Genomic DNA, 25,666 nt, shown 5'->3' with positions numbered 1-25,666 from the left:
TTTACGAAAAAGGGCGGATTAATCATGGATAAAATGACAATGCATCGCATGGAATATTACGGATACCACGGTGTATTTGAGGAAGAGCGTAAGCTGGGACAACGTTTTTACATTGATTTAGAGCTTGAGCTTGATTTGCAGGGTGCGGGCTTGAATGATGATTTGAATCAAACTGTGAATTATGCTGAAGTTCATGAATTAGTCAAAAATATTGTCGAAATAAAGTCTTTTAAGTTGATCGAAGCTTTGGCAGAATATATTGCATCCTCCGTACTGGACACTTATACTGTTATCAATGCAGTAACGGTTAAGGTAACTAAACCTCATCCGCCTTTCGACATTCATTTTCAGGGAGTGACTGTAGAGCTGCGCAGAACTAGAAAGTGAGAACAAGGTCCATGAATATACATTCCACCTCTGAAGAATCAGAGGCTTATATTGCTTTAGGGGCTAATTTGGGTGACCGCGAGGGCACACTGTCAGAGGCTTTGAACAGACTGGACGCTCATGATGAAATATCGGTGGTCCGCTGCTCCAAAGTTTACGAGACAGAGCCAGTAGGTTATTTAGATCAGCCGCAGTTTCTCAATATGGCAGCAGCTTTGCGAACCACACTTGCGCCCGAGTCCTTGCTGGAAGTGATGTTGGGGATTGAAACGCAGTTGGGTCGTATCCGGGATATCCGCTATGGACCGAGAACGGTAGATTTGGATTTGTTGTGGGTTGAGGGTCAGGTGCTCGATACACCACATTTAACGTTACCGCATCCACGCATGTTAGAGCGTGCTTTTGTATTGTTTCCGCTCAGTGACATCGTTCCACAGAATGAACAATCTTCCGGACTCCGCAAGCTGATTACAGCAGCGCTTCAAGACATAGACGGGAAGGAAGGAATTCGGTTGTGGACAACAAGCGTTTGGGACGGAGGGTCAGGGCATTCCGTAAGCTAAAAGGGTATACTCAACAGGATCTTGCGGATCTTGCCGGAATTTCCTTGGCTGTGCTTGGTGCAGTCGAGAGGGGTAACAGACGATTAGAAGATCAAATTTTAGATAAAATTGCGAATGTTCTAGGGGTTACAACAGAAGAGCTTGTGGATCCCAACTCATAATTTCCAAGAATTAAAAGGCAGGAAGTGATACGAATGCTGAAGATTGGCGATATCGAGATGAAAAATCAGGTTGTTCTGGCACCTATGGCTGGCGTGTGCAATCCGGCTTTTCGTCTGATCGCTAAGGAATTTGGTACAGGTCTGGTCTGTGCGGAAATGGTAAGCGATAAGGCCATTATTCACGGAAATACACGTACTCGCGAAATGTTGTTTGTAGATGAACGGGAGAAACCGCTTAGTTTGCAGATTTTTGGCGGGGATAGAGCATCACTGGTGCAAGCAGCTAAAGTCGTTGATAAAGAAACCAATGCTGATATTATCGATATCAATATGGGATGCCCGGTGCCAAAAGTGACTAAATGTGATGCGGGAGCCCGCTGGCTTTTGAATCCCGACAAAATCTATGAAATGGTCTCTGCGGTTGTCGATGTTGTCGATAAACCGGTAACCGTGAAAATGCGGATTGGCTGGGATAGCGAGCATATTTTTGTCGAAGATAATGCGCGTGCGGTTGAACGTGCCGGCGGTAAGGCTGTCAGCGTACACGGTCGTACCCGGGAGCAGCTTTACACAGGCCATGCGGACTGGAACTACATCAAGATGGCAAAAGAAGCAGTTTCCATTCCCGTTATCGGCAACGGAGATGTTAATACACCGGAAGATGCTCGGGCTATGTTGGATCAGACTGGCTGCGATGGTGTAATGATCGGGCGTGGAGCACTCGGTAATCCTTGGATGTTGTATCGTACCATTCAATATTTGAGCACCGGCGAGCTTATGCCTGAACCTGGCTTGGATGAGAAGATTAAGGTTGCTATTCTTCATATGGATCGTCTGGTAGCTCTTAAGGGAGAAGCTGTAGCTGTTCGTGAGATGCGTAAGCATATGGCTTGGTACTTAAAAGGCTTGAAGGCTGCCGCTAGAGTGAAGGATGTTCTCATGACAGAAACAAAACGCGATGGAATGGTGAGGATATTGAATGATTTTGTCGTTCAATTAAAGCATGAAGAAGAGAGCAAGGGCATTGAGATGTCTTCTTCTGCTGTATAATCGCCTTTTTTCTGCTGATATTTGAACACATCTGACTTTATATGTGGTGTCATTGACATTTTGTAGCGGTTCCAATATAATTTCACAGTATAAAATCGCCGTTACAGTAAGAGCAATGCAGCAGGGAGGGTTCTTATCCTTCTAGATTAGCATATAGTATGGTGTTTTCAATAATTGTATACGACAGGAGAATCGGTTGAGATGAGCGATAAAGAAGTCATCCTTACGCCGGACGGGCTAAAACGTCTGGAAGATGAGCTGGAGACCCTCAAATCCGTAAAACGCCGTGAGGTTGCTGAACGGATTAAGGTAGCGATTGGCTACGGAGATATCAGTGAGAACTCGGAGTATGAAGACGCGAAGAATGAGCAAGCTTTTATCGAAGGACGCGTTCTCACTTTGGAGAAGATGCTTCGCAACGCGCGTATCATCAATAGCGACGAGATCGTTACTGACGTAGTAAGTATTGGTGTTACTGTAAGTGTCGAGGATTTGGAATATGGGGACACTATGGAGTATACGATCGTAGGTACAGCAGAGTCTGATCCACTGAATAACAAGATTTCCAACGAAAGTCCGGTAGGCAAAGCTATTATCGGGAAAAAAATAGGTACGGTTGTTGATGTTTCTACACCTGCAGGAGTTATTCAATATAAAATTCTCGATATCAGAATGAAGTAATATACAGACCTTAATGTCTGTAAATAGATGTGCTGCCATATGTATTAGTCATTTCACTGTACATAGGTAGATAAGGGAACATGTTTGGGAAAGCTTCCTTAGGGAAGCTTTTTTCAAATCATCCAGAAACGATAGGTAAAACAAACTGCTTATATTTTGAGCTGGAACGGGACTGTCCTCTAACTATGGAGACGGAGCCGTTTCTTCTTGTGTATATGATATTACTGAGTTATAAGGGGATGAATCGCATGACCGAGGAAATGAACAATGTGGACAATGCAGAGAACGAACTTAGTGAGCTTTTGCAGATCCGCCGTGCCAAACTGGACGAGCTAAGAGGACTTGGTATTGATCCTTTCGGCAAAAAATACGAGCGCACAGCTAACGCTGGCGATATCGTAGCTAAGTATGATGGACTTTCCAAAGAGGAATTGGACGAGCTTTCTGTTGAAGTGAGCATTGCTGGACGTATTATGGCAAAACGCGTTATGGGTAAAGCCAGCTTTGCGCATATCCAGGACCTTAGCGGAAGAATTCAGCTTTATGTTCGTCAAGACAGCATTCCTGAAACTCAATACGCGGCGTTTAATGTTCTCGATCTGGGAGATATTATCGGCGTTCGTGGAACAGTATTCAAAACCAAAACAGGCGAGACCTCCATCAAAGTGCATAATCTCGAAGTCTTGTCCAAATCCCTGCTGCCACTTCCTGAGAAATATCACGGTCTTAAAGATGTAGAACTGCGTTATCGCCAGCGCTATGTTGATTTGATTATTAATCCGGAAGTTCAACAGACCTTTATTGCCCGTTCGAGAATTATTCAATCGATGCGTCGCTATTTGGATTCACTTGGTTATCTTGAAGTTGAAACACCTACACTTCATACGATCGCCGGCGGAGCAGCTGCGCGTCCGTTTATTACTTACCACAACACACTTGAAATGCAGCTGTATATGCGGATTGCTATCGAGCTTCACTTGAAACGTCTTATTGTTGGCGGTTTGGAAAAAGTGTACGAAATCGGCCGTGTTTACCGTAACGAGGGAATGTCGACCCGTCATAATCCAGAGTTCACTATGATTGAGTTGTACGAAGCTTATGCTGACTATAAGGACATCATGAATCTCACGGAGAATATGATTGCACATATTGCCCAAGAGGTATTAGGTACACAACTGCTGGATTATCAAGGCAAAGAGGTAAATCTGTCTCCAGGATGGCGTCGTGTAACTATGGTTGATGCTGTTAAAGAAGTAACCGGTGTTGATTTCAGCGTTCACATGACAGATGACGAAGCACAAGCTTTGGCAAAAGAACATCGTGTGCCTGTTGAGAAACATATGACGTTCGGTCATATCCTTAACGCTTTCTTCGAGCAATTTGTAGAGGAAACGCTAATTCAGCCAACCTTTGTAATGGGACACCCTGTTGAAATTTCACCACTTGCGAAGAAAAATGATGAGGATCCACGCTTTACCGATCGTTTTGAGCTGTTTATTGTGGGTCGTGAGCACGCTAATGCATTTAGTGAATTGAATGATCCGATTGACCAACGTCAACGCTTTGAGGCACAGATCCAGGAGAAAGAGCAAGGTAATGACGAAGCTCATGAGATGGATGATGATTTCATCCGCGCCCTGGAATATGGTATGCCGCCTACTGGCGGACTGGGAATCGGCGTAGACCGTTTGATCATGCTGCTTACCAATTCTGCATCGATTCGCGATGTATTGCTGTTTCCACATATGCGTAACCGTACTGAATAGTATCTATACAACACAGGGCTTAAGGGAGCTGTCTAAGGGCAGTTCTCTCAGCTACTGTTGATTAGAAGCAGTGCTTTTACTTCATTGCTCCGATAGAATGTAGAGATTTAATATTAGTTTCAAAAAAACTCTTGCAATGCATCTCCATACATGATATATTCTAAGTCCGGCCAAGAAATACACATGCCGAGCTCGAAAAAGAAGTTGAAAAAAAGAGCTTGACATTAAATAGCCGAACATGATATAGTATAAGAGTTGCTGCTGAGACATTAAACGGCGGCCAACGAGAACTTGATCTTTGAAAACTGAACAACGAGTGAGTAGGAAATCACGTAAGTGAAATCCAAAATTAGAGAATTAATTTTCTCGTCAGATGTTTCAAAATGAGCATATCGCTCTTTTCAATACTAATTGGAGAGTTTGATCCTGGCTCAGGACGAACGCTGGCGGCGTGCCTAATACATGCAAGTCGAGCGGAGTTATTTTGAAAGCTTGCTTTCAAAATAACTTAGCGGCGGACGGGTGAGTAACACGTAGGCAACCTGCCCTTCAGACTGGGATAACTACCGGAAACGGTAGCTAATACCGGATAATTTCTTTTTTCTCCTGAGAGAAGAATGAAAGACGGAGCAATCTGTCACTGAGGGATGGGCCTGCGGCGCATTAGCTAGTTGGTGGGGTAACGGCCCACCAAGGCGACGATGCGTAGCCGACCTGAGAGGGTGAACGGCCACACTGGGACTGAGACACGGCCCAGACTCCTACGGGAGGCAGCAGTAGGGAATCTTCCGCAATGGGCGAAAGCCTGACGGAGCAACGCCGCGTGAGTGATGAAGGTTTTCGGATCGTAAAGCTCTGTTGCCAGGGAAGAACGTCCGGTAGAGTAACTGCTATCGGAGTGACGGTACCTGAGAAGAAAGCCCCGGCTAACTACGTGCCAGCAGCCGCGGTAATACGTAGGGGGCAAGCGTTGTCCGGAATTATTGGGCGTAAAGCGCGCGCAGGCGGCTATTTAAGTCTGGTGTTTAAACCTTGGGCTCAACCTGAGGTCGCACTGGAAACTGGGTGGCTTGAGTACAGAAGAGGAAAGTGGAATTCCACGTGTAGCGGTGAAATGCGTAGATATGTGGAGGAACACCAGTGGCGAAGGCGACTTTCTGGGCTGTAACTGACGCTGAGGCGCGAAAGCGTGGGGAGCAAACAGGATTAGATACCCTGGTAGTCCACGCCGTAAACGATGAGTGCTAGGTGTTAGGGGTTTCGATACCCTTGGTGCCGAAGTTAACACAGTAAGCACTCCGCCTGGGGAGTACGGTCGCAAGACTGAAACTCAAAGGAATTGACGGGGACCCGCACAAGCAGTGGAGTATGTGGTTTAATTCGAAGCAACGCGAAGAACCTTACCAGGTCTTGACATCCCTCTGAATCCACTAGAGATAGTGGCGGCCTTCGGGACAGAGGAGACAGGTGGTGCATGGTTGTCGTCAGCTCGTGTCGTGAGATGTTGGGTTAAGTCCCGCAACGAGCGCAACCCTTAACTTTAGTTGCCAGCAGGTAATGCTGGGCACTCTAGAGTGACTGCCGGTGACAAACCGGAGGAAGGTGGGGATGACGTCAAATCATCATGCCCCTTATGACCTGGGCTACACACGTACTACAATGGCCGGTACAACGGGAAGCGAAGCCGCGAGGTGGAGCCAATCCCATCAAAGCCGGTCTCAGTTCGGATTGCAGGCTGCAACTCGCCTGCATGAAGTCGGAATTGCTAGTAATCGCGGATCAGCATGCCGCGGTGAATACGTTCCCGGGTCTTGTACACACCGCCCGTCACACCACGAGAGTTTACAACACCCGAAGTCGGTGGGGTAACCCGCAAGGGAGCCAGCCGCCGAAGGTGGGGTAGATGATTGGGGTGAAGTCGTAACAAGGTAGCCGTATCGGAAGGTGCGGCTGGATCACCTCCTTTCTATGGAGAATCGTTCTCTGCAATGAGAACATTCAAATCGGAAGCTCAGCTTCCAAACTCAGGTTTAGGCCTGTTACTCACTCGTTGCTCAGTTTTGAGAGTTTAAGCTCTCAAGTAAGACTTGATCCTTGAAAACTGGATACCGAAACGAATTTGCGTTTTAGAACATCTTTTAGCAACTTGTGTAAACAAGTAAATGTTATTAGTGAGATTTTTCTTCGGAAGAATCAAGGTTAAGCTAATAAGAGCACACGGAGGATGCCTAGGCGCCAGGAGCCGACGAAGGACGTGGCGAACAACGAAACTGCCTCGGGGAGCTGTAAGCAAGCTTTGATCCGGGGGTGTCCGAATGGGGAAACCCAGCTGTGGTAATTCGCAGTTACTCATACCTGAATACATAGGGTGTGTAGAGGCAGACCAGGGGAACTGAAACATCTAAGTACCCTGAGGAAGAGAAAACAATAGTGATTCCGTCAGTAGCGGCGAGCGAACGCGGAACAGCCTAAACCTAAGAGCTTGCTCTTAGGGGTTGTGGGACGTCTCACATGGAGTTACAAAGGAATATGGTAGGTGAAGAGGTCTGGAAAGGCCCGCGATAGAGGTAAAAGCCCTGTAACCTAAACTGTATTCTCTCCGAGACGGATCCCGAGTAGTGCGGGGCACGTGAAACCCCGTATGAATCCAGCAGGACCATCTGCTAAGGCTAAATACTACCTGGCGACCGATAGTGAAACAGTACCGTGAGGGAAAGGTGAAAAGCACCCCGGAAGGGGAGTGAAATAGAACCTGAAACCGTGTGCTTACAAAAAGTCAGAGCCCGATCTATGGGTGATGGCGTGCCTTTTGTAGAATGAACCGGCGAGTTACGTTTAACATGCAAGGTTAAGCCGAGAAGGTGGAGCCGCAGCGAAAGCGAGTCTGAATAGGGCGATTGAGTATGTGGACGTAGACCCGAAACCGTGTGATCTACCCCTGTCCAGGGTGAAGGTGCGGTAACACGCACTGGAGGCCCGAACCCACGTACGTTGAAAAGTGCGGGGATGAGGTGGGGGTAGCGGAGAAATTCCAATCGAACTCGGAGATAGCTGGTTCTCCCCGAAATAGCTTTAGGGCTAGCCTCGGTATAAGAGTAGTGGAGGTAGAGCACTGATTGGGTGCGGGGTCCGCAAGGATTACCAAGCTCAGTCAAACTCCGAATGCCATATACTTATTGCCGGGAGTCAGACAGTGAGTGCTAAGATCCATTGTCAAAAGGGAAACAGCCCAGACCATCAGCTAAGGTCCCCAAGTGTGTGTTAAGTGGGAAAGGATGTGGAGTTGCACAGACAACCAGGATGTTGGCTTAGAAGCAGCCACCATTGAAAGAGTGCGTAATAGCTCACTGGTCGAGTGACTCTGCGCCGAAAATGTAACGGGGCTAAACACACCACCGAAGCTATGGCTAGATACGTATGTATCTGGGGTAGGGGAGCGTTGTGTAGGGGTTGAAGGTGTACTGAAAAGAGCGCTGGACACTACACAAGTGAGAATGCCGGTATGAGTAACGAAAAGATCAGTGAGAATCTGATCCGCCGAAAGCCCAAGGTTTCCTGAGGAAGGCTCGTCCGCTCAGGGTAAGTCGGGACCTAAGGCGAGGCCGAAAGGCGTAGTCGAAGGACAACAGTTTGAAATTACTGTACCACCGTAATCCGCTATGAGCGATGGGGTGACGCAGGAGGGTAGTGACGCGGACTGATGGATGTCCGTCTAAGCAGTGAGGCTGATGTGTAGGCAAATCCGCACATCATTAAGGCTGGGCTGTGATGGGGAGCGAAAATTATAGTAGCGAAGGTCATGATCTCACACTGCCAAGAAAAGCCTCTAGCCAGGAGAAGGTGCCCGTACCGCAAACCGACACAGGTAGGCGAGAAGAGAATTCTAAGGCGCGCGGAAGAACTCTCGTTAAGGAACTCGGCAAAATGACCCCGTAACTTCGGGAGAAGGGGTGCCCCGGTAGTGTGAATAGCACGAGGGGGCCGCAGTGAAAAGGCCCAAGCGACTGTTTAGCAAAAACACAGGTCTGTGCGAAGCCGCAAGGCGAAGTATACGGGCTGACGCCTGCCCGGTGCTGGAAGGTTAAGGGGAGTGGTTAGGGGTAACCCGAAGCTATGAACCGAAGCCCCAGTAAACGGCGGCCGTAACTATAACGGTCCTAAGGTAGCGAAATTCCTTGTCAGGTAAATTCTGACCCGCACGAATGGCGTAACGACTTGGGCGCTGTCTCAACGAGAGATCCGGTGAAATTTTAATACCTGTGAAGATGCAGGTTACCCGCGACAAGACGGAAAGACCCCATGGAGCTTTACTGCAGCTTGATATTGAATTTGGGTACGATCTGTACAGGATAGGTGGGAGCCGTAGAAATCGGAGCGCAAGCTTCGGTGGAGGCGCCGTTGGGATACCACCCTGATCGTATCTAGGTTCTAACCTAGTACCCTAATCGGGTACGGGGACCGTGTCAGGCGGGCAGTTTGACTGGGGCGGTCGCCTCCTAAAGAGTAACGGAGGCGTTCCAAGGTTCCCTCAGAATGGTTGGAAATCATTCGCAGAGTGCAAAGGCATAAGGGAGCTTGACTGCGAGACCTACAAGTCGAGCAGGGACGAAAGTCGGACTTAGTGATCCGGTGGTACCGCATGGAAGGGCCATCGCTCAACGGATAAAAGCTACCCTGGGGATAACAGGCTTATCTCCCCCAAGAGTCCACATCGACGGGGAGGTTTGGCACCTCGATGTCGGCTCATCGCATCCTGGGGCTGAAGTAGGTCCCAAGGGTTGGGCTGTTCGCCCATTAAAGCGGTACGCGAGCTGGGTTCAGAACGTCGTGAGACAGTTCGGTCCCTATCTGTCGTGGGCGCAGGAAATTTGAGAGGAGCTGTCCTTAGTACGAGAGGACCGGGATGGACGTACCGCTGGTGCACCAGTTGTTCCGCCAGGAGCATGGCTGGGTAGCTACGTACGGACGGGATAAGCGCTGAAAGCATCTAAGCGTGAAGCCCCCCTCAAGATGAGATTTCCCAATTAGTAAGACCCCTTGAAGACGACGAGGTAGATAGGTTGGAGGTGGAAGTGCAGCAATGCATGGAGCTGACCAATACTAATCGGTCGAGGGCTTATCCTATACTTAGAATGCAGATTCGTTTCGGATTCAGTTTTCAGGCATCAAGCCTGAAATACGCTTAGAAATTCATTGTCACTTCTGGTGATGAACCGAATTTCACGCGGCAGCGTCTGTTTCACAGACGCATGTTTGGTGGCGATAGCGGAGGGGTTCCACGCGTACCCATCCCGAACACGACCGTTAAGCCCTCCAGCGCCGATGGTACTTGGACCGAAGGGTCCTGGGAGAGTAGGACGTTGCCAAGCACGCAAGACCACTGTTGAGTAATCGACAGTGGTCTTTTTGTTATGTAAATAGAGAATTCATTAGGCTATATTTTGAGATACTAAGATGGAGATAAGCGTGGCTTAAAAGGTGAACAGAGGCGCATTGTGAATTTTTAACACACTAAATTGTCCACCCAGCACGGACTAACGTCCAATAATTCGCTTACTCGGCGGCCGTTTTTTGAATACCTACTCTGATGATGTAATGTTCTTGACAGTCCAAATGCCCTTTGCTAAGATGGCAATAATATATTTTTGGATAAGCATCTCAAACCTTAATTGAAGATCTACACTTGTTCAGCCCCCAGATGTACAGAATTGTCTGTCGTGAATGGACTGGAGTCAAAGGTTCTTCTTTCATAAAGTTTGTAGGCGGGTATAATTTAAAACAACCGAGGAGGAATGACCCAGGTGTGGAAAGATAAGTTTGGTAAAGAAGGTCTAACTTTTGATGATGTGCTGCTGGTTCCGCGTAAATCTGAGGTACTGCCTAAAGAAGTGGATTTGACCACAGTTCTAAGTAAGAATGTGAAGTTGAATATTCCACTTATGAGTGCAGGTATGGACACAGTCACAGAAGCAGCCATGGCCATTGCAATTGCTCGTGAGGGTGGCATCGGGATTATACACAAGAATATGCCTGTAGAGCAGCAAGCGGAAGAAGTAGATCGTGTGAAGCGTTCCGAGAGCGGAGTTATTACGAATCCATTCTCACTTACGGCAGAACACATGGTATCTGATGCAGAGCTTTTAATGGGTAAATATCGCATTTCCGGAGTGCCGATTGTAGACAGTGACAATAAACTTGTCGGTATTCTAACTAATAGAGACTTACGCTTTATTCATGATTTCAATATTCAGATTAAAGAAGTTATGACACATGAGAATCTTGTAACAGCTGCTGTGGGTACAACCCTTCAGGAAGCAGAAGGTATCCTGCAACGTCATAAGATCGAGAAGCTTCCCCTTGTGGACGAGAATAATATTCTTAAGGGTCTCATCACCATTAAGGATATTGAAAAAGCTATTCAATTCCCTAACGGAGCCAAAGATGCACATGGCCGTCTACTTGTTGGAGCAGCTGTTGGTATCTCTAAAGACACCTTCGAACGTACTGCAGCATTAGTAAAAGCTGGTGTGGATCTGATTGTAGTCGATTCTGCACATGGTCACCACATTAATATTATTGAAGCGGTTCGCCAAATTCGTGAGTTGTATCCTGATCTTACGATTGTTGCTGGTAACGTGGCTACAGGTGAAGCAACCCGTGAACTTATTGAAGCTGGTGCATCTGTAGTTAAAGTAGGTATTGGACCAGGATCGATCTGTACAACACGTGTTATCGCTGGTATCGGCGTACCTCAGGTTACAGCCATTTATGATTGTGCGACAGTTGCTCGTGAGTACGGAATTCCTATTATCGCTGATGGCGGTATTAAGTATTCTGGGGAGATCACTAAGGCTATCGCAGCGGGTGCTCATGCTGTAATGATGGGAAGTATGTTTGCAGGTACAGAAGAAAGCCCAGGGGAATCTGAGCTTTATCAAGGCCGTAAATTCAAAGTATATCGTGGTATGGGCAGCATGAGTGCCATGAAACAAGGCAGTAAAGACCGTTATTTCCAAGATGATGATAAAAAGCTCGTTCCTGAAGGAATTGAGGGACGTATTGCTTTTAAAGGGCCTCTTTCTGACACTGTTCATCAATTGATCGGCGGATTGCGCTCAGGTATGGGCTATTGCGGTACGAAGTCATTGGAAGAACTGCGTAACGATACTTCTTTCATTCGCATCACAAGTGCTGGACTTCGTGAAAGCCACCCGCATGATGTGCAAATTACAAAAGAAGCACCAAACTATTCCGTATAATGGACTAACCGTATTATTTTTTGGACAGACAGGACTATTTCGTCCTGTCTGTCTTTTTTTGCGGGTACCCCTGTGTTAGAATAGAACAAGCTATTGATATGAGATTTAAAGGAGAGTCGTAATCATTGAAGCACAAACGAAAATTTAATGGTAAGCAAATTGTAATTAAGACAGCGACTGTAGGTCTGCTTTTAAATATGTTAATGAACCCTGTAATTCCAGCATTGGCTGAAGCGGGCAAAACTCCGGTTACAACCGAAGGTGCCGCAACTGCTACTGAAACTGCACCCAAGACCAACGCAGTTAAGATCCCTTCTGTGGAATCTCTTAACTTGGAATTGAGTTCTGCTATTCTAATAGAACCAACTACAGGCCAAGTACTTATGGCTCTAAATCCAGATACACCACTCCCACCTGCGAGTATGACCAAGATGATGACTGAATATCTTGTATCTGATGCCGTGAAAAAAGGAGACATCTCTTGGGATCAAAAGGTTATCATTCAAGAGAATGCTTCCAAACAGGTCGGATCACGAATTTTTTTGGCGGCTGGAGATGAACATACGGTTAAAGAGCTATACATAGCGATGGCTGTAGGATCGGCGAATGATGCCACGGTTGCTTTGGCAGAATTGGTATCGGGTTCAGAAGAACAATTCGTAGAACTAATGAATCAGACTGCACAGAAAATGGGCATGAAAAATACCTATTTTATTAACTCAACCGGACTTGATCGGGCAGACATGCCGAAGAAATTCCGTCCTGATCTTGATAAAGAGACTGTAATGTCAGCTAGAGATGCAGCTACTCTTGCTAAATTTATAGTTACTGACCACCCGGACTTCACTGAATTTACAACGATTCAGTCATATAAATTCCGTGATCGGGATACTGCGCCGATCATTAACTACAACTGGATGCTGGAAGCTAACAAAAGTATTCCCAACTTTAAGGCATATGCTTATCCAGGTCTAGATGGACTGAAGACTGGCCATACCACAAATGCAGGTAACTGCTTTACCGGTACTGCTGTGCGTGATGGAATGCGTCTAATCAGTGTTGTTATGGGTGCTAACTCAGAGGCACATCGATTCACAGAAACTAAAAAAGTGCTCGACTACGGATTTAACAACTTTGAAATCAAACAGGTTGTAGCTCCGAAGGCTGTTATTGCTGGCACGGAAACAGTTCCGGTACTGAAAGGAAAGAATAAAGATGTTTCTATAGTTACTGATGAAGGAGTTTCTTTCATTGTTCCTAAGGGAACTGTTTCTCCTGAAGTTACTACAACTGTTGTAACAAATGACCCTGCAACTTTGGTTGCTCCTATAGCTCAGTCCTCTAAAGTAGGTAAAGTTACCTATTCCTACAAGGCTGAAGGCATGCAAGCGGCACAGGAGAAAACAGTTAATCTGATCACTGTAGAGGAAGCTGAGAAAGCTGGCTGGTTCAAGTTGTTCCTTAGAGCGATTGGCGATTTCTTCGGTGATTTATTTTCAGGGATCAAGAACTTGTTCTAATGCAGTTTGGTGTCGAAATCAGCAGTAAATCCGAGTAAATGGGTTGTAGATTTCCCTTCATTGGGGTAAAATTACAAGTTAGATTAAGATAGATCATTCGGGGGGTTAGGACATGGAAACAGGTACATCGCGAGTTAAAAGAGGCATGGCAGAAATGCAAAAAGGCGGCGTCATTATGGACGTCATGAATGCAGAGCAAGCAAAAATTGCTGAGGCTGCTGGTGCAGTTGCTGTTATGGCTCTGGAACGCGTACCTTCTGACATTCGCGCAGCTGGCGGTGTAGCACGGATGGCCGATCCTACAATTGTAGAAGAGGTTCTCAAAGTGGTAAGTATCCCTGTTATGGCTAAGGCTCGTATCGGCCATTATGTAGAAGCGAAAGTTCTAGAATCTTTGGGTGTTGATTACTTGGATGAGAGTGAAGTTCTTACTCCTGCTGATGAAGTATTCCATATTGATAAACATGAGTTCACCGTTCCTTTTGTATGTGGAGCGAAGGATCTGGGAGAAGCATTGAGACGTATTAACGAAGGTGCCTCCATGATCCGTACAAAAGGTGAACCAGGAACAGGCAACATTGTTGAGGCCGTGCGTCACATGCGCTTTATCAACAGTCAAATCCGTAAAGTAACGAATTTGTCCAAGGACGAGCTATATAATGAAGCAAAGAACCTGGGAGTTTCCTACGAGCTGTTGCTCGAAGTGCATGAGCTTGGCAAACTGCCGGTTGTTAACTTTGCCGCTGGGGGTGTAGCTACTCCTGCCGATGCTGCTCTTATGATGCATTTGGGTGCTGATGGTGTATTCGTAGGCTCGGGTATTTTTAAATCGGACAATCCTGAGAAATTTGCGCGTGCGATTGTTGAAGCCACTACACACTATACTGATTACAAACTGATTGCTGAAGTATCCAAGAACCTTGGTGCACCAATGAAGGGGATTGATATTGCAACTCTCACCCCGGCTGAACGTATGTCGGAGCGTGGCCGTTAATAGAGAGAAGGTTGTAGGATGAAGATAGGAGTATTGGCGCTTCAAGGCGCTGTTACGGAGCATATTGTTAGTATAGAGAAGACCGGTGCAGAAGGCGTGCCTATCAAGCGTGTGGAGCAGCTAGAAGAAGTTGAAGGCCTGATTATCCCCGGCGGAGAAAGTACAACGATTGGAAAGCTAATGCGGAAATATGGTTTCATAGAAGCCATCCGTGATTTTTCTGATCAGGGCAAGCCTATTTTTGGCACATGTGCGGGTATGATCGTGCTGGCCAAAAAAATTGCCGGTGGTGAACCGGGGCATTTGGAGCTGATGGATATTACCGTAGCCCGGAATGCATTCGGCCGCCAACGGGAAAGCTTTGAATGTGATCTGGAGGTTAAAGGCATTGATGAGCCGGTTCGTGCTGTATTTATACGTGCACCGCTTATCAACGAGGTAGGACCGGGAGTTGATGTGCTTACAGTCTATAATGATGAGATTGTAACCGCGCGCGAAGGGAACTTGCTGGTGTCTTCTTTTCATCCAGAACTGACCGATGATTTCAGACTGCACCAATATTTTGCCGATATGGTAGAGGCGAATAGGGAAGTCCAACAACAAAATTGCATATAAAGAACATCCTGACTCTTTCAAAGCTGTAATCAGCATTTTGAAAGAGTTTAGGCTGTTTTCAGGAGGGAAACATTGTGTTAGATGTAAAAATACTACGTAGTGATTACGCAAGAGTGGAAGAGGCTTTAGAAAAACGGGGCAAATCGCTGGACTTAATTGCTGATTTTCCACAACTTGATTTGCGTCGACGTGAATTACTGCAAGAAACCGAAGGTCTTAAGAACCGTCGTAATACAGTTTCAGGTGAAGTAGCGAAAAAGAAAAAGAACGGCGAGCCAGCAGATGATCTAATTACAGAAATGCGTACAGTATCTGACCGAATTAAAGAGCTTGATGATGAAGTACGTGAACTGGAAGCTCAGATTGCTGATCTTACTATGAATATCCCTAATATTCCTCATGATTCAGTTCCAGTAGGAAAATCCGAGGATGATAACGTTGAATTACGCCGCTGGTCGGAGCCCAAAGAGTTCGGATTCACTCCGAAATCACATTGGGAGCTTGCGCAGCAGCTTGATATTATTGATTTTGAAGCTGCAGCAAAGGTTACAGGATCCCGGTTTGTTTTCTATAAAGGACTTGGAGCACGTCTAGAACGGGCGCTGATTAACTTTATGATGGATCTTCACAGTGGTGAGCATAACTATGAGGAAATGCTGCCGCCTTACATTGTAAACAAAGACAGCTTGTATGGTACAGGACAACTGCCTAAATTCGAAGAGGATCTGTTCAAGCTGCGGGATACCGAATACTATTTGATTCCTACAGCTGAAGTACCGGTAACGAACTACTATCGCGAAGAGATTTTGACGGCAGCTGACCTGCCTAAATACCATGTAGCTTACAGCTCTTGTTTCCGTTCTGAGGCGGGCTCGGCGGGCCGTGATACTCGTGGTTTGATTCGCCAGCATCAATTCAACAAGGTAGAGTTGGTGAAGCTCACCACCCCTGAATCCTCTTATGAGGAATTAGAAAAAATGACAGCAGACGCTGAAAGTGTGCTGCAGCTGTTAGGACTGCCTTATCGTGTACTTGGGTTATGTACGGCTGATATGGGCTTTACATCGGCTAAGACGTACGATTTGGAAGTGTGGTTGCCTGAGAGTGGGATGTACCGTGAGATCTCCTCTTGCTCAAATACAGAAGACTTCCAAGCACGCCGGGCAAATATTCGTTTCCGTAAGGATCCAAAATCGAAGCCTGAATTTGTTCATACGCTGAACGGCTCTGCTTTGGCTGTTGGACGTACGGTTGCTGCAATTCTTGAGAATTATCAGCAAGAGGATGGCAGTGTTCTGATTCCAGAATGCCTACAACCTTATATGCGCAATGTAAAATCGATACAACCAAAAACTATTTAAAGATATAGTTGCTTTTTCTTTGCATTGTATGGTACAATCCTAATGCATGTGAAATTTAAATGCATTTGGAGAGGTACCGAAGCGGTCATAACGGGGCGGTCTTGAAAACCGTTAGGGTGCAAGCCCACATGGGTTCGAATCCCATCCTCTCCGCCATTCCTTTATGAACTTAAAGAATAATTAGATAGAAACCGTTCCCTCTGGGGGACGGTTTTTTGTTTTGTTTGGTAGACCTAGTTCTATTGAGAATAAAAAGCTTCATTTCTCCGCAATGTATTAGAGAAGGAGGATGATCATAATCATGGATAGATCATTAGAAGTTGATCAGCATAAGCTTGTCTCAGCCTGGCAGGAGCGTTTGCCGGCGTTGATGGATGATGGGGATAGTTTCAGTGTGCTGGCGGATAATGGGGATCCGAATAGCTTGCTGATTCATTTTAATGCGGCAGGTCATCAAGGCTATTCACTGGATTTTCGCTGCAAGTATGTAGATAGCAGAGAAGTGGCAGTGGATCTGCTGGATGTGGAACAGAGCGGTCTCCATATTGATGAGCGTAGTGATGCCGTACAGCAGCTGGCACAGCAATACTCACGGCAAATTCATGAATGTGCTCAGGCTCTTCAGAACTTGACCAATCCTTAGGAGGAATGAAAATGTCGAAACCAAAAAGTATCCCTGTTCCTGGGGCAGAGCCAACAAGTGGTGAGCGGAGAAAAGACCATACTCCTTCAGGTCCAGAACCGCTTTCAGGTTCTAAAAAGGTGAAACAAGCGAACCATGTTGACCACCATAATCCACAAGGTTAACAAATAAAAACGTTAAGAATTTTAAAGAAGTGTTTCTTGATTTTTACAAATGGTTTATCATAGGAGGGGGAGAGATTTCTTTTACAATGGGAGAGGAGAACAATAATGAACAAAAAGTGGGGTTTGTCGGCCGCTGCATTGCTGCTTACAGCAGCAGTAATTCTGCCGGGATGTGCAAGTAAACAGGAGGCGCCAAAAGAGGCCTTAAAATCAGCCGCTACTAAAGCGACTACAATGTCATCTTATGAGATGAAGAGTAAATTCACGATCAACGATCTTACGATCGAGACTTCTGACGCTGAATCTGCTGCAATGACTACACAGGTACTTAGTATGCTTAAGAATGCTGATATTACCATTGATGGGGTATATCAAGCAGAGCCAATGCAGACAGAACTAACTATGGTTCTGAATCTGAAAGGCGATATGAGCATGAGCTTTAATGTTCCTATGGTAATGACTGCCGAGAAGTTGTATGTTAAGATTCCATCTATTCCTTTCGTACCGATTCCTGAGACGATCCTCAATAAGTTTGTAGAGGTTGATCTGAAGGCGTTGGCAGAGCAGGAGGGTGCAGAATTTAACCCAAGTACGATGGATACTCAAAAAATGCAGAAGCTGTCTAATGAAGTGGTGGACACTGTCCTAGCTGAATATGACGAAGAAAAATATTTTAACGAGATTGATCCCAAAGATGCTAATTTACCAGAAGGTGTGGAAGCTAAACAAGTCGTTCAGTTCCAAGTGACTAACGATAATGTTAAAGAAGCAATCACTATCTTGGTGAATAATGCCCTGCCTAAAATTATTGATATCGTAAGCAAGGAAGAATACAAGGATATGCTGCAGATTAAAGATGCAGATCTAGCTAAGGCTAAAGAAGAACTGACATCAGGTGAAGCTAGAACTGAATTGGATAAGGGCTTAGCTGATCTTGATAAGTACCTTACCATCAACCAGTTCCACTATAATACTGCGATCAATAAAGATGGATATGCTGTGTATCAGGATTTATTGATGGATGTTAAAGTAAATGATCCGGAAGATGGCACAAAAGTGGCCTTCTCAGTAAATGGAACGGGCCAATACAGTAAGATCAACGAGAAGCCGGTATTCAAGATTGGTATCCCTCAAGGTGATGATGTAATTACAATGGATCAACTTGGAGAAGAATTCGGTGGTATGGGAACTTATTAATCCCAGTTAGCAAGATTAAGACCCGCATGATGCGTATATTATACGCCCATGCGGGTCTTTTTTTAGGAAAAAAAGTAGCACTCACTCCTGCGACAATGCAGAATCTTATTTCCGTTCCTCAGTCAGCACATCTTCGGTTAAGATTGCGTAGGTTTGGTGATCCTGCCACTGTCCATTTATTTTAAGATACTGACGGGCGATCCCTTCAGGTTTGAACCCACTCTTCTCCAGGACTCTTCGGGAAGCTTCATTATGCAATAAAATAGCTGCTTGAACTCTATGTAGACCTAAGGCCCGGAACGCATAGCCGAGGACTAATCCGACTGCTGCTGTCATATAACCTTGTCCTTGCATCCGATGATCCATTAAATATCCTAAATCAGCATATTGTGCTATACCTCGTGAGACGTTGGACAATGTGATCTGACCGATTAGCTGTCCATCCAGCAGATAAATGCCGAACATATAAGCTCTGTCCTGTAGGGCGTCCTCAATACGCTGATTGATGATCTGTTGTTGACTCTCCAGGGTAAAGAAGTGCTCATCACGTTTTGGCTCAAACGGTTCATGGGTTACCCGGTTATTTAAACGAAGCTCCAGCAGGCTCTGTGCATCCTTAAGCTCAAGTGGAGAAATATAGATGCCTTGAGAGGTATGATATAGAGTAAGGGTCATTTAGGAGTCCTCCTTTTGTTTTATTGGATTTTTACGTAAACGGCGGAAGAAGGAGGTGAGTAGATCTGCACATTCTTCTTGTAAAACACCCTGTATTACCTCAGTTCTATGATTAAATCGCGGTTCTTCAAGCAAGTTCATGAGGGTCCCGGCACATCCAGCTTTAGGGTCAGGCGTTCCATATACCGTGAGAGGCACTCTAGACTGCACTATTGCTCCTGCACACATCGGACAAGGTTCTAGGGTGACGTACAGCTGGCAATCCAGCAGACGCCAAGAATTCATGACATTGCTGGCCTCACGAATGGCTACCATCTCTGCATGGGCTGTCGAATCCATTGTCGTTTCTCGTAAATTGTATCCACGTCCTATAATTTCACCATGTCGAACAATGACAGCGCCAATAGGAACCTCACCTAATGCCTCAGCTTTACGTGCTTCTGCGATCGCCTGCCTCATCCAATATTCATGAACCGCTTGTATATCTTCTGGCGATTCATTGGCTTTAATATTCAAGATCATCTTCCCTTCTTCTGTAACCATTGTACAACGAACAAATATTCGTTCTTAACAAAATGTGCATAACTCTGTGGATAACAGCCTACTTATACACATTTTTGTACACATCGGACTTTAATAATTTGTTTATATGTGCATAAGATGTGGATGGTTTCTTATATATTGTAGAGAAACACCTTTTGAATTTCAATATTTCGTGAATTATTAGGCTTGTTTTAAATGTCCTTTTCAAATGAGGGGGCAAAAGGTATGATGTTTATTATAGGCTCCGCAAGGATTTACCAGTGGATAAGAGGTGAATAACAGTTTGTCCATAAAGACAAAACTATCTGCTATTATTTTTGGAGCGGTACTGCTAATTTTAGCATTAAACCTGACATTTAACCTTTATGCCGCTCAGAATAATCTAAGAAATGAAAACGTAAATAATATGCAGATCACCGCTATGCAAATGGCTGTTTCTGTAGAACAAAGTAACTATAGCTCTAACTATGTAGAATATCAAATTGCGCATAACTTAAGAATGGCTGCCATCTTTGCCTCTAAGGAATTGGGTCCGGATTATAAGAATATAACCAATGCTCAACTTAAGGCCCTAACTTCCAAGTTGGGCGTATCTAATATTTCAATTCTGGTAAAGACTGATAATGATATCGTGGTGACAAAGGCATCAAATCCTATTGATATTGGAATGTCCACTCAAGGTTGGGGGTACTGGTACCTTGCCCTTTTGGAGTTATTTGATAATCAGGAAGTCACTGTGGGACAAGGTCAGGCATTGGATCATTTTTGGTCAGGCCCATTTGAATATTCAACCTACAATCCCGATTTCATTGAGAAGTGGGGTTATTATCATGATGAAGCAAGCAACTACATCATTAATCCTGTTATTCTCAATACAGCGGCTAGTGAATATGTCAAAATCACCAATCCCGATCAAATTGTAGAGCGAACCAAAGAAGTTAATCCAGGGATTTTAGAGCTTACAGGATTTAATCCAACAACATTTGGTTTAGCGAGTATGGCGGGCGATGGAAGCGATGCATTTAAAAAGAAACTTGGCAACCGCCCAATTAAGTTCGGTACCTATACTTATGGTAATGTGGAGCAAGATAAAGCGGCCATTCTATTAGCTCAGCAGAAGCACAAGCCAGTTACACTGGAGACGAGGGTACATGGGAAAAGAGTACTCAAAAGCTTCATTCCTATTCAGAATCCTAAAATGGAGCCTTACGTAATCGGTGTAGTTTTGGATTATTCTGTGATTTCATCCGTAGTTCATGAACAATTAGCCAATTATTTGACTACGTCTCTGTTGTTGCTGGCATTATTTTTGCTATGTAGTTACATACTTTCAGGTTTTGTTACTCGTCCAATTCAGGCTATACTTGCCAAAGTCAATGATGTAGCGCGAGGTAAGTTCGAACCTCCATTAAAGGTAACCTCTCGTGATGAGTTAGGTCAATTAGCCTTGCGGATTAACGCTATGACTTCTCATCTTATGCAACGCACCAATCGTCTTAAGCAGACGCTGGAAGAGAACCGGGCGGTTAAGGAGCATTTGGAATCCGTAATTAACGGTACGTCTGATGCGATTCATACGTTGGATATGGAGGGACGAATCACTAGCACTAACAGAGCCTTTGAGGAGCTGTACGGATGGAGTGCAACAGAAGTGATAGGCAATATGCCATATCTTGTACCCGCGACAGCACTTAAGCAAGAGGAAGAGCGGCTTGATGCGTTAAGAAATGGTGCAGTTCTGCCGCCGATTGAGACAGTGAGACTTAAACGGGACGGATCATTAGTTGAGGTTAGCGTTAGTACCTCGATAATTCGAGATGAAGAGGGTTATCCCCATTCCTTTATTCACGTTTCTCGTGATATGACGGAACGCAATCGAATGGAGGAGCTGCTTAGACGCTCTGAGAAACTAACTACAGTCGGCCAATTGGCCGCAGGAGTAGCTCATGAGATTCGTAATCCTCTTACCACATTAAAAGGATTTCTACAGCTTCAACAGGAGAAGGAGCTCTTGGTTCCGCTTCATATAGAGCTGATGTTATCCGAGCTGGAGCGGATTAATCTTATCGTCAGTGAATTTTTAATTCTGGCTAAGCCACAAGCCGTTCATTTTCAGGAGAAAGATCTTCGCTACATATTAGGTGATGTAGTTTCTCTATTGGATAGTCTGGCTCATCTACATGATATTCAATTTAGTACGAAATTCTCTGAACAACCTGCTACTGTACATTGTGAAGAGAACCAGCTGAAGCAGGTATTTATTAATATTGTTAAAAATGCAATTGAGGCTATGCCCGAGGGTGGCGTCATTTCGATGGAACTGTGGAACTCTGTGGATTGCGTCTTTATTGTAATTAAAGATCAGGGTGAAGGGATTCCAGAGGACGTGCTGCCTAAGCTGGGTGAACCGTTCTTCACGAATAAGGAATCGGGGACTGGTCTTGGGTTAATGATTAGCCAGCGTATTATTCAGGCTCATAAGGGTCATTTGGAAATACAAAGTGAAGTTGGCCGGGGCACAACCGTTATGATTAAGCTGCCTGCAGCTGGAGGGGTTACACCTTGGCTCAACATTAAGGATGAACGGAGTGAAGAACAACGTGAGAATTAATAAATTCATCAGTGAGACAGGGTACTGTTCACGCCGAGAAGCAGACAAGCTTGTGGATGCCGGCAGAGTTACGATCAACGGAGAGCCTGCTGTGCTGGGCAGTCAGGCTGTTCCGGGCGATGATGTGCGAATAGATGGTATAGCGCTTGAAACCTCAAGCCAGACGGTCTACATTGCTCTAAACAAGCCGGTAGGGATTACATCAACCACAGAACAGCATATCAAGGGGAATATTGTCGATTTTGTAGGTCATCATGAGCGTATATTCCCGATTGGTCGTCTCGATAAGGATTCGGAAGGATTAATCTTGCTTACTAATGATGGTGACATCGTTAATAAAATTTTGCGGGCGGAAGGCCGGCATGAAAAAGAATATGTGGTTACCGTGGACAGACCCATTACGCCATCATTTATTACCGGCATGTCCAGCGGCGTGAAAATATTAGGTGAGAAGACGCTGCCCTGTGAGGTCACGCGTATTACGGAGCGTGTCTTCCGTATTATTTTGACAGAGGGCAAAAATCGCCAGATTCGTCGTATGTGCAGCGCTTTTGGCTATGAGGTTCGAAAGCTGCAACGCATTCGGATTATGAATATTCGCCTGGGGGCATTGCAAACGGGAGAATGGCGGGAGCTGTCTGCTGATGAGAAGAAAGAGCTTGGAGCTACGCTGAACTACGAGTTACTGTAGGAATGTTATTACAATGTTACAGGTCCATATAGAATGTAGTACTCGCAACAAAAAAGAGCTGTCCGGGGTCTAAGACCTTTGGACAGCTCTTTTTATTACCTTACGACATCGCTTATTCAGCAGAGGGAACAATCCCTGTAAACTCTTTGGATTCTTGATATTTGCGAATAATGGAAACCTCTACCCGGCGATTCTTGCTTCGACCGGTAGCTGTGTCATTATCCGAAATAGGATGATACTCGCCGTATCCAATCGCACTAAATTTGCGCGGATTTAGATTCGTGTTCTGCAGCAAAATCTTCATGAACTGAAGTGCCCGATCCGCACTCAGATCCCAGTTGGATGAATAGTTGCTATTGGAAATCGGAATATCGTCGGTGTGCCCTTGAACTACTACATCATAATCCGGGAATTGCTGCAGCATCGTTGAGATGGATTTAGCTAATTGCCGCGAATCATCCTTAACAATGGCTTGGCCAGAGGCGAACAATGCGTTATCACTGATCGTAATCATTAGCTGAGATTGATTAAGCTTCGTACTGAGCAGATCAGTTAGACCGTTGCTCTTAATATATTGATCGAATTGTTTCTTAAGCTTCTCTAAATCCTCTTGTTCCTTTTGTCGTAGCTTTGCCATTTCTGCTTCTTCAGCTTTCTTGGAAGTAGAGCTACCCATCTTATCATTTTTCCCTAGATCTTCTTGAGTTTTACTAGGCATTGCTGCCCGCTCTTCAAGAATACCTGTACCGCCATTAAGTGCGGAACTGAAGGCTTGACTCATCTCTTCAAATTTCTTGGCATCCGTTGCGCTCATAGAATACATAACGATGAACAGAGCCACCAGAAGAGTCATGAGGTCGGAATAAGGTAACAGCCACGATTCATCGGCATGTTCTTCATGCTCTTCGTGTCTAGTCTTTTTGCTCACCTGATCCACCGTCCTTCTCATTTAACTTAACGCGTTGCGAAGGTGTTAGGAATACAGCAAGCTTCTGATTGATGGCAATAGTAGATACACCGGACTGTATGGACAAAAGACCTTCGACCATCATCATTCGAACTTCGATTTCTTGTTTGGAGAGACGTTTCAGTTTATTAGCAATAGGATGCCATAATACGTAACCTGTAAAGATACCAAGCAAAGTGGCGATGAAGGCAGCCCCGATTGCCGCAGCCAATTTGTTCATATCACTCATATCAGCCAGAGCGGCGATGAGGCCGATAACCGCCCCGAGCACCCCAAGGGTAGGAGCATACATACCTGCCTGTGAGAAAATGAGCGCTCCTGCTTTATGTCTATCCTCTGTGGCGTGGATATCCTCCATGAGGACATCGCGGACAAAATCCTGATCATTTCCATCAATGATCATCCGCATGCCATTCCTGAGGAAGTTATCTTCTATTTCATCGACCTTTGATTCTAGAGCCAACAGACCTTCACGCCGTGTGATAGAAGCCCATTCCATAAACATAGTGATTAATTCGGGTTTACTGATTAATTTCTTTTTGATAAAGATCATTTTGAACAGACTTGGAATCTTTTTGACCTCGTTGAAAGGAAAGGCCATGAAAATAGACGCTGCCGTACCCACCAAGATAATAACGTAAGCAGCAGGTGTGGCCAAAGCATGAAGTGGAGCGTGCTTGAGGATCATGCCCCAGATTACAGCAACCAAACCAAAAATTAAACCAATTATTGTTGAAATTTCCATTTTGCACCTCGTCCGTGAGATTTAAGATGTGTTCCGACAATGCCGCGTATATCATCCTTGAAACAGCGGCAGGGCACTCTGTGCGAAACCGAATTAACGTATATTCTTATTTATCGACATCATTCGGTTTTTTGTGAAGTCATTTTTTCGGCTATAATGGATAAGGTAAGTAATTATTCATCTGTGAAGAAAACGGAGTGATATACGTGGGTGTAAAGCATGGTAGAGATTACGGTGAAATTCTAACAGATTTGACCGAAGCCGTCGGACGAATTTCCGATGGATATTTATTTTTTGAGATGGATCCGGACGAGTGGCAGGAACTACCCCAAGAATCAAAGCTGGAGGTATGGGAAGCATTGGCTGAGGATCTTTTCTTCGCGCTGGGTAATGAACCTATGATTGAGGTGGGGAGCGGCGTAATTATTTACGATAAGGACACGCACCGCATTAATATTTTAGTTGGCGAAGAGGATTTGGCTTCAGTGGTTTTAATTTAGGCGGAGGAGAAGTCTGTACGTAATTTGCCCGTAGTCAGTAGCCCGTGTTAAAATTGATAAAGCCGAGTTATAATCGCTGGGATTTGTGAATACATTAAATCGAAAATATCGCCATTATCCTGGCACATCCCTTGGACCTCAGAAGCTAAGGGATGTTTTGTTTAACGCCTAAGTCAAGTAAAGGGAACTGCGCACTTTACTGCAATTTTTTGTAAGGGAGGAAACGAATTGTTATTTACGGAAGAGGAACTGCGTGAGGAGATCACCAAGCTGGAGGGCTGGAAGCTGGATAATAATGTTATGGTGCGAAAATATATGTTCAGCCAATATATGAAGGGCATTGCGTTCGTTGATGAAGTAGCCACGATTTCAGAAGCCTTCGATCATCATCCACATATTACGATTGATTATAAAACAGTTACCCTGCGACTTGAATCTAATGAGGAAGATGGGATTACGGCTCTAGATCTTCGAGAGGCGCATCAATTTAATGAAGCCTTTGAAAAAAATCACTAGTTTAGCCGAAATCATAAAATAAACGCCCGTGCACAGATAGTCACCTATCTCATACAC

22 protein-coding genes, 1 tRNA gene and 3 rRNA genes are annotated in these 25,666 nt (G+C 45.2%); 22 read left to right on the top strand and 4 right to left on the bottom strand.

Annotated features, from left to right (window positions below):
- Nucleotides 1–24 precede the first annotated feature (24 nt).
- The 18 genes from folB to MKY63_RS09965 all read left to right on the top strand — a co-directional run bounded on the left by folB (nt 25) and on the right by MKY63_RS09965 (nt 18,361).
- Entirely contained in the window at nt 25–387 is a 363-nt protein-coding gene (folB, locus tag MKY63_RS10050) for a dihydroneopterin aldolase (protein WP_076138480.1), read from the top strand.
- Between the two features lie 11 nt (nt 388–398).
- The gene (folK, locus tag MKY63_RS10045) at nt 399–950 is read left to right on the top strand and encodes a 2-amino-4-hydroxy-6-hydroxymethyldihydropteridine diphosphokinase (RefSeq protein ID WP_036678725.1); all 552 of its coding nucleotides are present in this window, start codon (nt 399–401) and stop codon (nt 948–950) included.
- The gene (locus MKY63_RS10040; protein ID WP_076099929.1) at nt 902–1,111 is read left to right on the top strand and encodes a helix-turn-helix transcriptional regulator; all 210 of its coding nucleotides are present in this window, start codon (nt 902–904) and stop codon (nt 1,109–1,111) included. Before folK ends, MKY63_RS10040 begins: the two co-directional genes overlap by 49 nt.
- Before the next feature lie 33 nt (nt 1,112–1,144).
- Nucleotides 1,145–2,161 (top strand): tRNA dihydrouridine synthase DusB, encoded by a 1,017-nt coding sequence (gene dusB / locus MKY63_RS10035; RefSeq protein WP_076130084.1) that lies wholly within the window; start codon nt 1,145–1,147, stop codon nt 2,159–2,161.
- Nucleotides 2,162–2,362: 201 nt separating this feature from the next.
- Nucleotides 2,363–2,842, top strand: a complete 480-nt coding sequence (gene greA / locus MKY63_RS10030) for a transcription elongation factor GreA (protein WP_036678719.1) — start codon at nt 2,363–2,365, stop codon at nt 2,840–2,842.
- Between the two features lie 248 nt (nt 2,843–3,090).
- Entirely contained in the window at nt 3,091–4,608 is a 1,518-nt protein-coding gene (gene lysS / locus MKY63_RS10025) for a lysine--tRNA ligase (RefSeq protein ID WP_038573979.1), read from the top strand.
- 408 nt (nt 4,609–5,016) lie between these two features.
- Nucleotides 5,017–6,574 (top strand): 16S ribosomal RNA (locus MKY63_RS10020).
- Nucleotides 6,575–6,805: 231 nt separating this feature from the next.
- Nucleotides 6,806–9,732, top strand: a 23S ribosomal RNA gene (locus tag MKY63_RS10015).
- Nucleotides 9,733–9,860: 128 nt separating this feature from the next.
- Nucleotides 9,861–9,977: ribosomal RNA gene (gene rrf / locus MKY63_RS10010) — 5S ribosomal RNA — on the top strand.
- The 16S, 23S and 5S rRNA genes sit together here, the layout of an rRNA operon.
- Nucleotides 9,978–10,409: 432 nt before the next feature.
- The gene (guaB, locus tag MKY63_RS10005) at nt 10,410–11,867 is read left to right on the top strand and encodes an IMP dehydrogenase (protein WP_036679982.1); all 1,458 of its coding nucleotides are present in this window, start codon (nt 10,410–10,412) and stop codon (nt 11,865–11,867) included.
- A gap of 125 nt (nt 11,868–11,992) precedes the next feature.
- Nucleotides 11,993–13,387, top strand: coding sequence for a D-alanyl-D-alanine carboxypeptidase family protein (locus MKY63_RS10000; protein ID WP_076187220.1), 1,395 nt, complete (start codon nt 11,993–11,995; stop codon nt 13,385–13,387).
- A 112-nt stretch (nt 13,388–13,499) separates the two neighbouring features.
- Entirely contained in the window at nt 13,500–14,381 is an 882-nt protein-coding gene (pdxS, locus tag MKY63_RS09995; protein ID WP_036679980.1) for a pyridoxal 5'-phosphate synthase lyase subunit PdxS, read from the top strand.
- 18 nt (nt 14,382–14,399) lie between these two features.
- Entirely contained in the window at nt 14,400–14,996 is a 597-nt protein-coding gene (gene pdxT, locus MKY63_RS09990; RefSeq protein WP_036679979.1) for a pyridoxal 5'-phosphate synthase glutaminase subunit PdxT, read from the top strand.
- A gap of 74 nt (nt 14,997–15,070) precedes the next feature.
- A complete protein-coding gene (gene serS / locus MKY63_RS09985) occupies nt 15,071–16,357 on the top strand; it encodes a serine--tRNA ligase (RefSeq protein WP_038568043.1) in 1,287 nt (428 codons plus the stop codon).
- A 67-nt stretch (nt 16,358–16,424) separates the two neighbouring features.
- Nucleotides 16,425–16,513 (top strand) — tRNA-Ser (locus tag MKY63_RS09980).
- A 145-nt stretch (nt 16,514–16,658) separates the two neighbouring features.
- Nucleotides 16,659–17,000 (top strand): hypothetical protein, encoded by a 342-nt coding sequence (locus tag MKY63_RS09975; RefSeq protein WP_036679977.1) that lies wholly within the window; start codon nt 16,659–16,661, stop codon nt 16,998–17,000.
- An 11-nt stretch (nt 17,001–17,011) separates the two neighbouring features.
- Nucleotides 17,012–17,164 (top strand): small acid-soluble spore protein P, encoded by a 153-nt coding sequence (locus MKY63_RS09970; protein ID WP_076138623.1) that lies wholly within the window; start codon nt 17,012–17,014, stop codon nt 17,162–17,164.
- Between the two features lie 105 nt (nt 17,165–17,269).
- Nucleotides 17,270–18,361, top strand: a complete 1,092-nt coding sequence (locus tag MKY63_RS09965; RefSeq protein ID WP_076303420.1) for a hypothetical protein — start codon at nt 17,270–17,272, stop codon at nt 18,359–18,361.
- Between the two features lie 105 nt (nt 18,362–18,466).
- Here the strand turns inward: MKY63_RS09965 and MKY63_RS09960 are convergent, their stop codons facing one another.
- A complete protein-coding gene (locus MKY63_RS09960; protein ID WP_036679973.1) occupies nt 18,467–19,036 on the bottom strand; it encodes a GNAT family protein in 570 nt (189 codons plus the stop codon).
- Entirely contained in the window at nt 19,037–19,495 is a 459-nt protein-coding gene (gene tadA / locus MKY63_RS09955) for a tRNA adenosine(34) deaminase TadA (RefSeq protein ID WP_339813490.1), read from the bottom strand.
- A gap of 367 nt (nt 19,496–19,862) precedes the next feature.
- On the opposite strand from tadA, the gene MKY63_RS09950 reads away from it, so the two are divergent.
- Together MKY63_RS09950 and rluF are read left to right on the top strand one after the other, a co-directional pair.
- A complete protein-coding gene (locus MKY63_RS09950) occupies nt 19,863–22,190 on the top strand; it encodes a sensor histidine kinase (protein ID WP_076225172.1) in 2,328 nt (775 codons plus the stop codon).
- Nucleotides 22,180–22,881 carry a 23S rRNA pseudouridine(2604) synthase RluF gene (rluF, locus tag MKY63_RS09945; protein ID WP_036679985.1) on the top strand — a complete coding sequence of 234 codons (702 nt, stop codon included), beginning with the start codon at nt 22,180–22,182 and terminating at the stop codon, nt 22,879–22,881. The genes MKY63_RS09950 and rluF overlap by 11 nt, the downstream gene beginning before the upstream one ends.
- A gap of 112 nt (nt 22,882–22,993) precedes the next feature.
- Here the strand turns inward: rluF and motB are convergent, their stop codons facing one another.
- Both motB and motA read right to left on the bottom strand, forming a co-directional pair.
- The gene (gene motB / locus MKY63_RS09940) at nt 22,994–23,809 is read right to left on the bottom strand and encodes a flagellar motor protein MotB (protein ID WP_076130384.1); all 816 of its coding nucleotides are present in this window, start codon (nt 23,807–23,809) and stop codon (nt 22,994–22,996) included.
- Nucleotides 23,793–24,593: a flagellar motor stator protein MotA gene (gene motA, locus MKY63_RS09935; protein WP_036679967.1), complete on the bottom strand. Its 801-nt coding sequence runs from the start codon at nt 24,591–24,593 to the stop codon at nt 23,793–23,795. The genes motB and motA overlap by 17 nt, the downstream gene beginning before the upstream one ends.
- 206 nt (nt 24,594–24,799) lie before the next feature.
- Here motA and MKY63_RS09930 point away from each other — a divergent pair, with 206 nt between their 5' ends.
- Together MKY63_RS09930 and MKY63_RS09925 are read left to right on the top strand one after the other, a co-directional pair.
- Nucleotides 24,800–25,093, top strand: a complete 294-nt coding sequence (locus MKY63_RS09930; protein WP_036679966.1) for a hypothetical protein — start codon at nt 24,800–24,802, stop codon at nt 25,091–25,093.
- A 228-nt stretch (nt 25,094–25,321) separates the two neighbouring features.
- Nucleotides 25,322–25,609 (top strand): 4a-hydroxytetrahydrobiopterin dehydratase, encoded by a 288-nt coding sequence (locus MKY63_RS09925; RefSeq protein WP_339812662.1) that lies wholly within the window; start codon nt 25,322–25,324, stop codon nt 25,607–25,609.
- Nucleotides 25,610–25,666: the final 57 nt, after the last annotated feature.

The sequence above is a fragment of the Paenibacillus sp. FSL R7-0189 genome, from assembly GCF_037969925.1.
GTDB lineage: Bacteria > Bacillota > Bacilli > Paenibacillales > Paenibacillaceae > Paenibacillus_AQ > Paenibacillus_AQ odorifer.
This window is presented reverse-complemented; position numbering and strand designations above follow the sequence as displayed.

Coding starts and splice junctions, on each gene's coding strand:
- folK (WP_036678725.1), top strand. CDS start 399: ATGAATATACATTCCACCTCTGAAGAATCAGAGGCTTATATTGCTTTA.
- MKY63_RS09970 (WP_076138623.1), top strand. CDS start 17,012: ATGTCGAAACCAAAAAGTATCCCTGTTCCTGGGGCAGAGCCAACAAGT.
- folB (WP_076138480.1), top strand. CDS start 25: ATGGATAAAATGACAATGCATCGCATGGAATATTACGGATACCACGGT.
- MKY63_RS09975 (WP_036679977.1), top strand. CDS start 16,659: ATGGATAGATCATTAGAAGTTGATCAGCATAAGCTTGTCTCAGCCTGG.
- pdxT (WP_036679979.1), top strand. CDS start 14,400: ATGAAGATAGGAGTATTGGCGCTTCAAGGCGCTGTTACGGAGCATATT.
- MKY63_RS09960 (WP_036679973.1), bottom strand. CDS start 19,036: ATGACCCTTACTCTATATCATACCTCTCAAGGCATCTATATTTCTCCA.
- MKY63_RS09965 (WP_076303420.1), top strand. CDS start 17,270: ATGAACAAAAAGTGGGGTTTGTCGGCCGCTGCATTGCTGCTTACAGCA.
- motA (WP_036679967.1), bottom strand. CDS start 24,593: ATGGAAATTTCAACAATAATTGGTTTAATTTTTGGTTTGGTTGCTGTA.
- tadA (WP_339813490.1), bottom strand. CDS start 19,495: ATGAGGCAGGCGATCGCAGAAGCACGTAAAGCTGAGGCATTAGGTGAG.
- greA (WP_036678719.1), top strand. CDS start 2,363: ATGAGCGATAAAGAAGTCATCCTTACGCCGGACGGGCTAAAACGTCTG.
- lysS (WP_038573979.1), top strand. CDS start 3,091: ATGACCGAGGAAATGAACAATGTGGACAATGCAGAGAACGAACTTAGT.
- dusB (WP_076130084.1), top strand. CDS start 1,145: ATGCTGAAGATTGGCGATATCGAGATGAAAAATCAGGTTGTTCTGGCA.
- pdxS (WP_036679980.1), top strand. CDS start 13,500: ATGGAAACAGGTACATCGCGAGTTAAAAGAGGCATGGCAGAAATGCAA.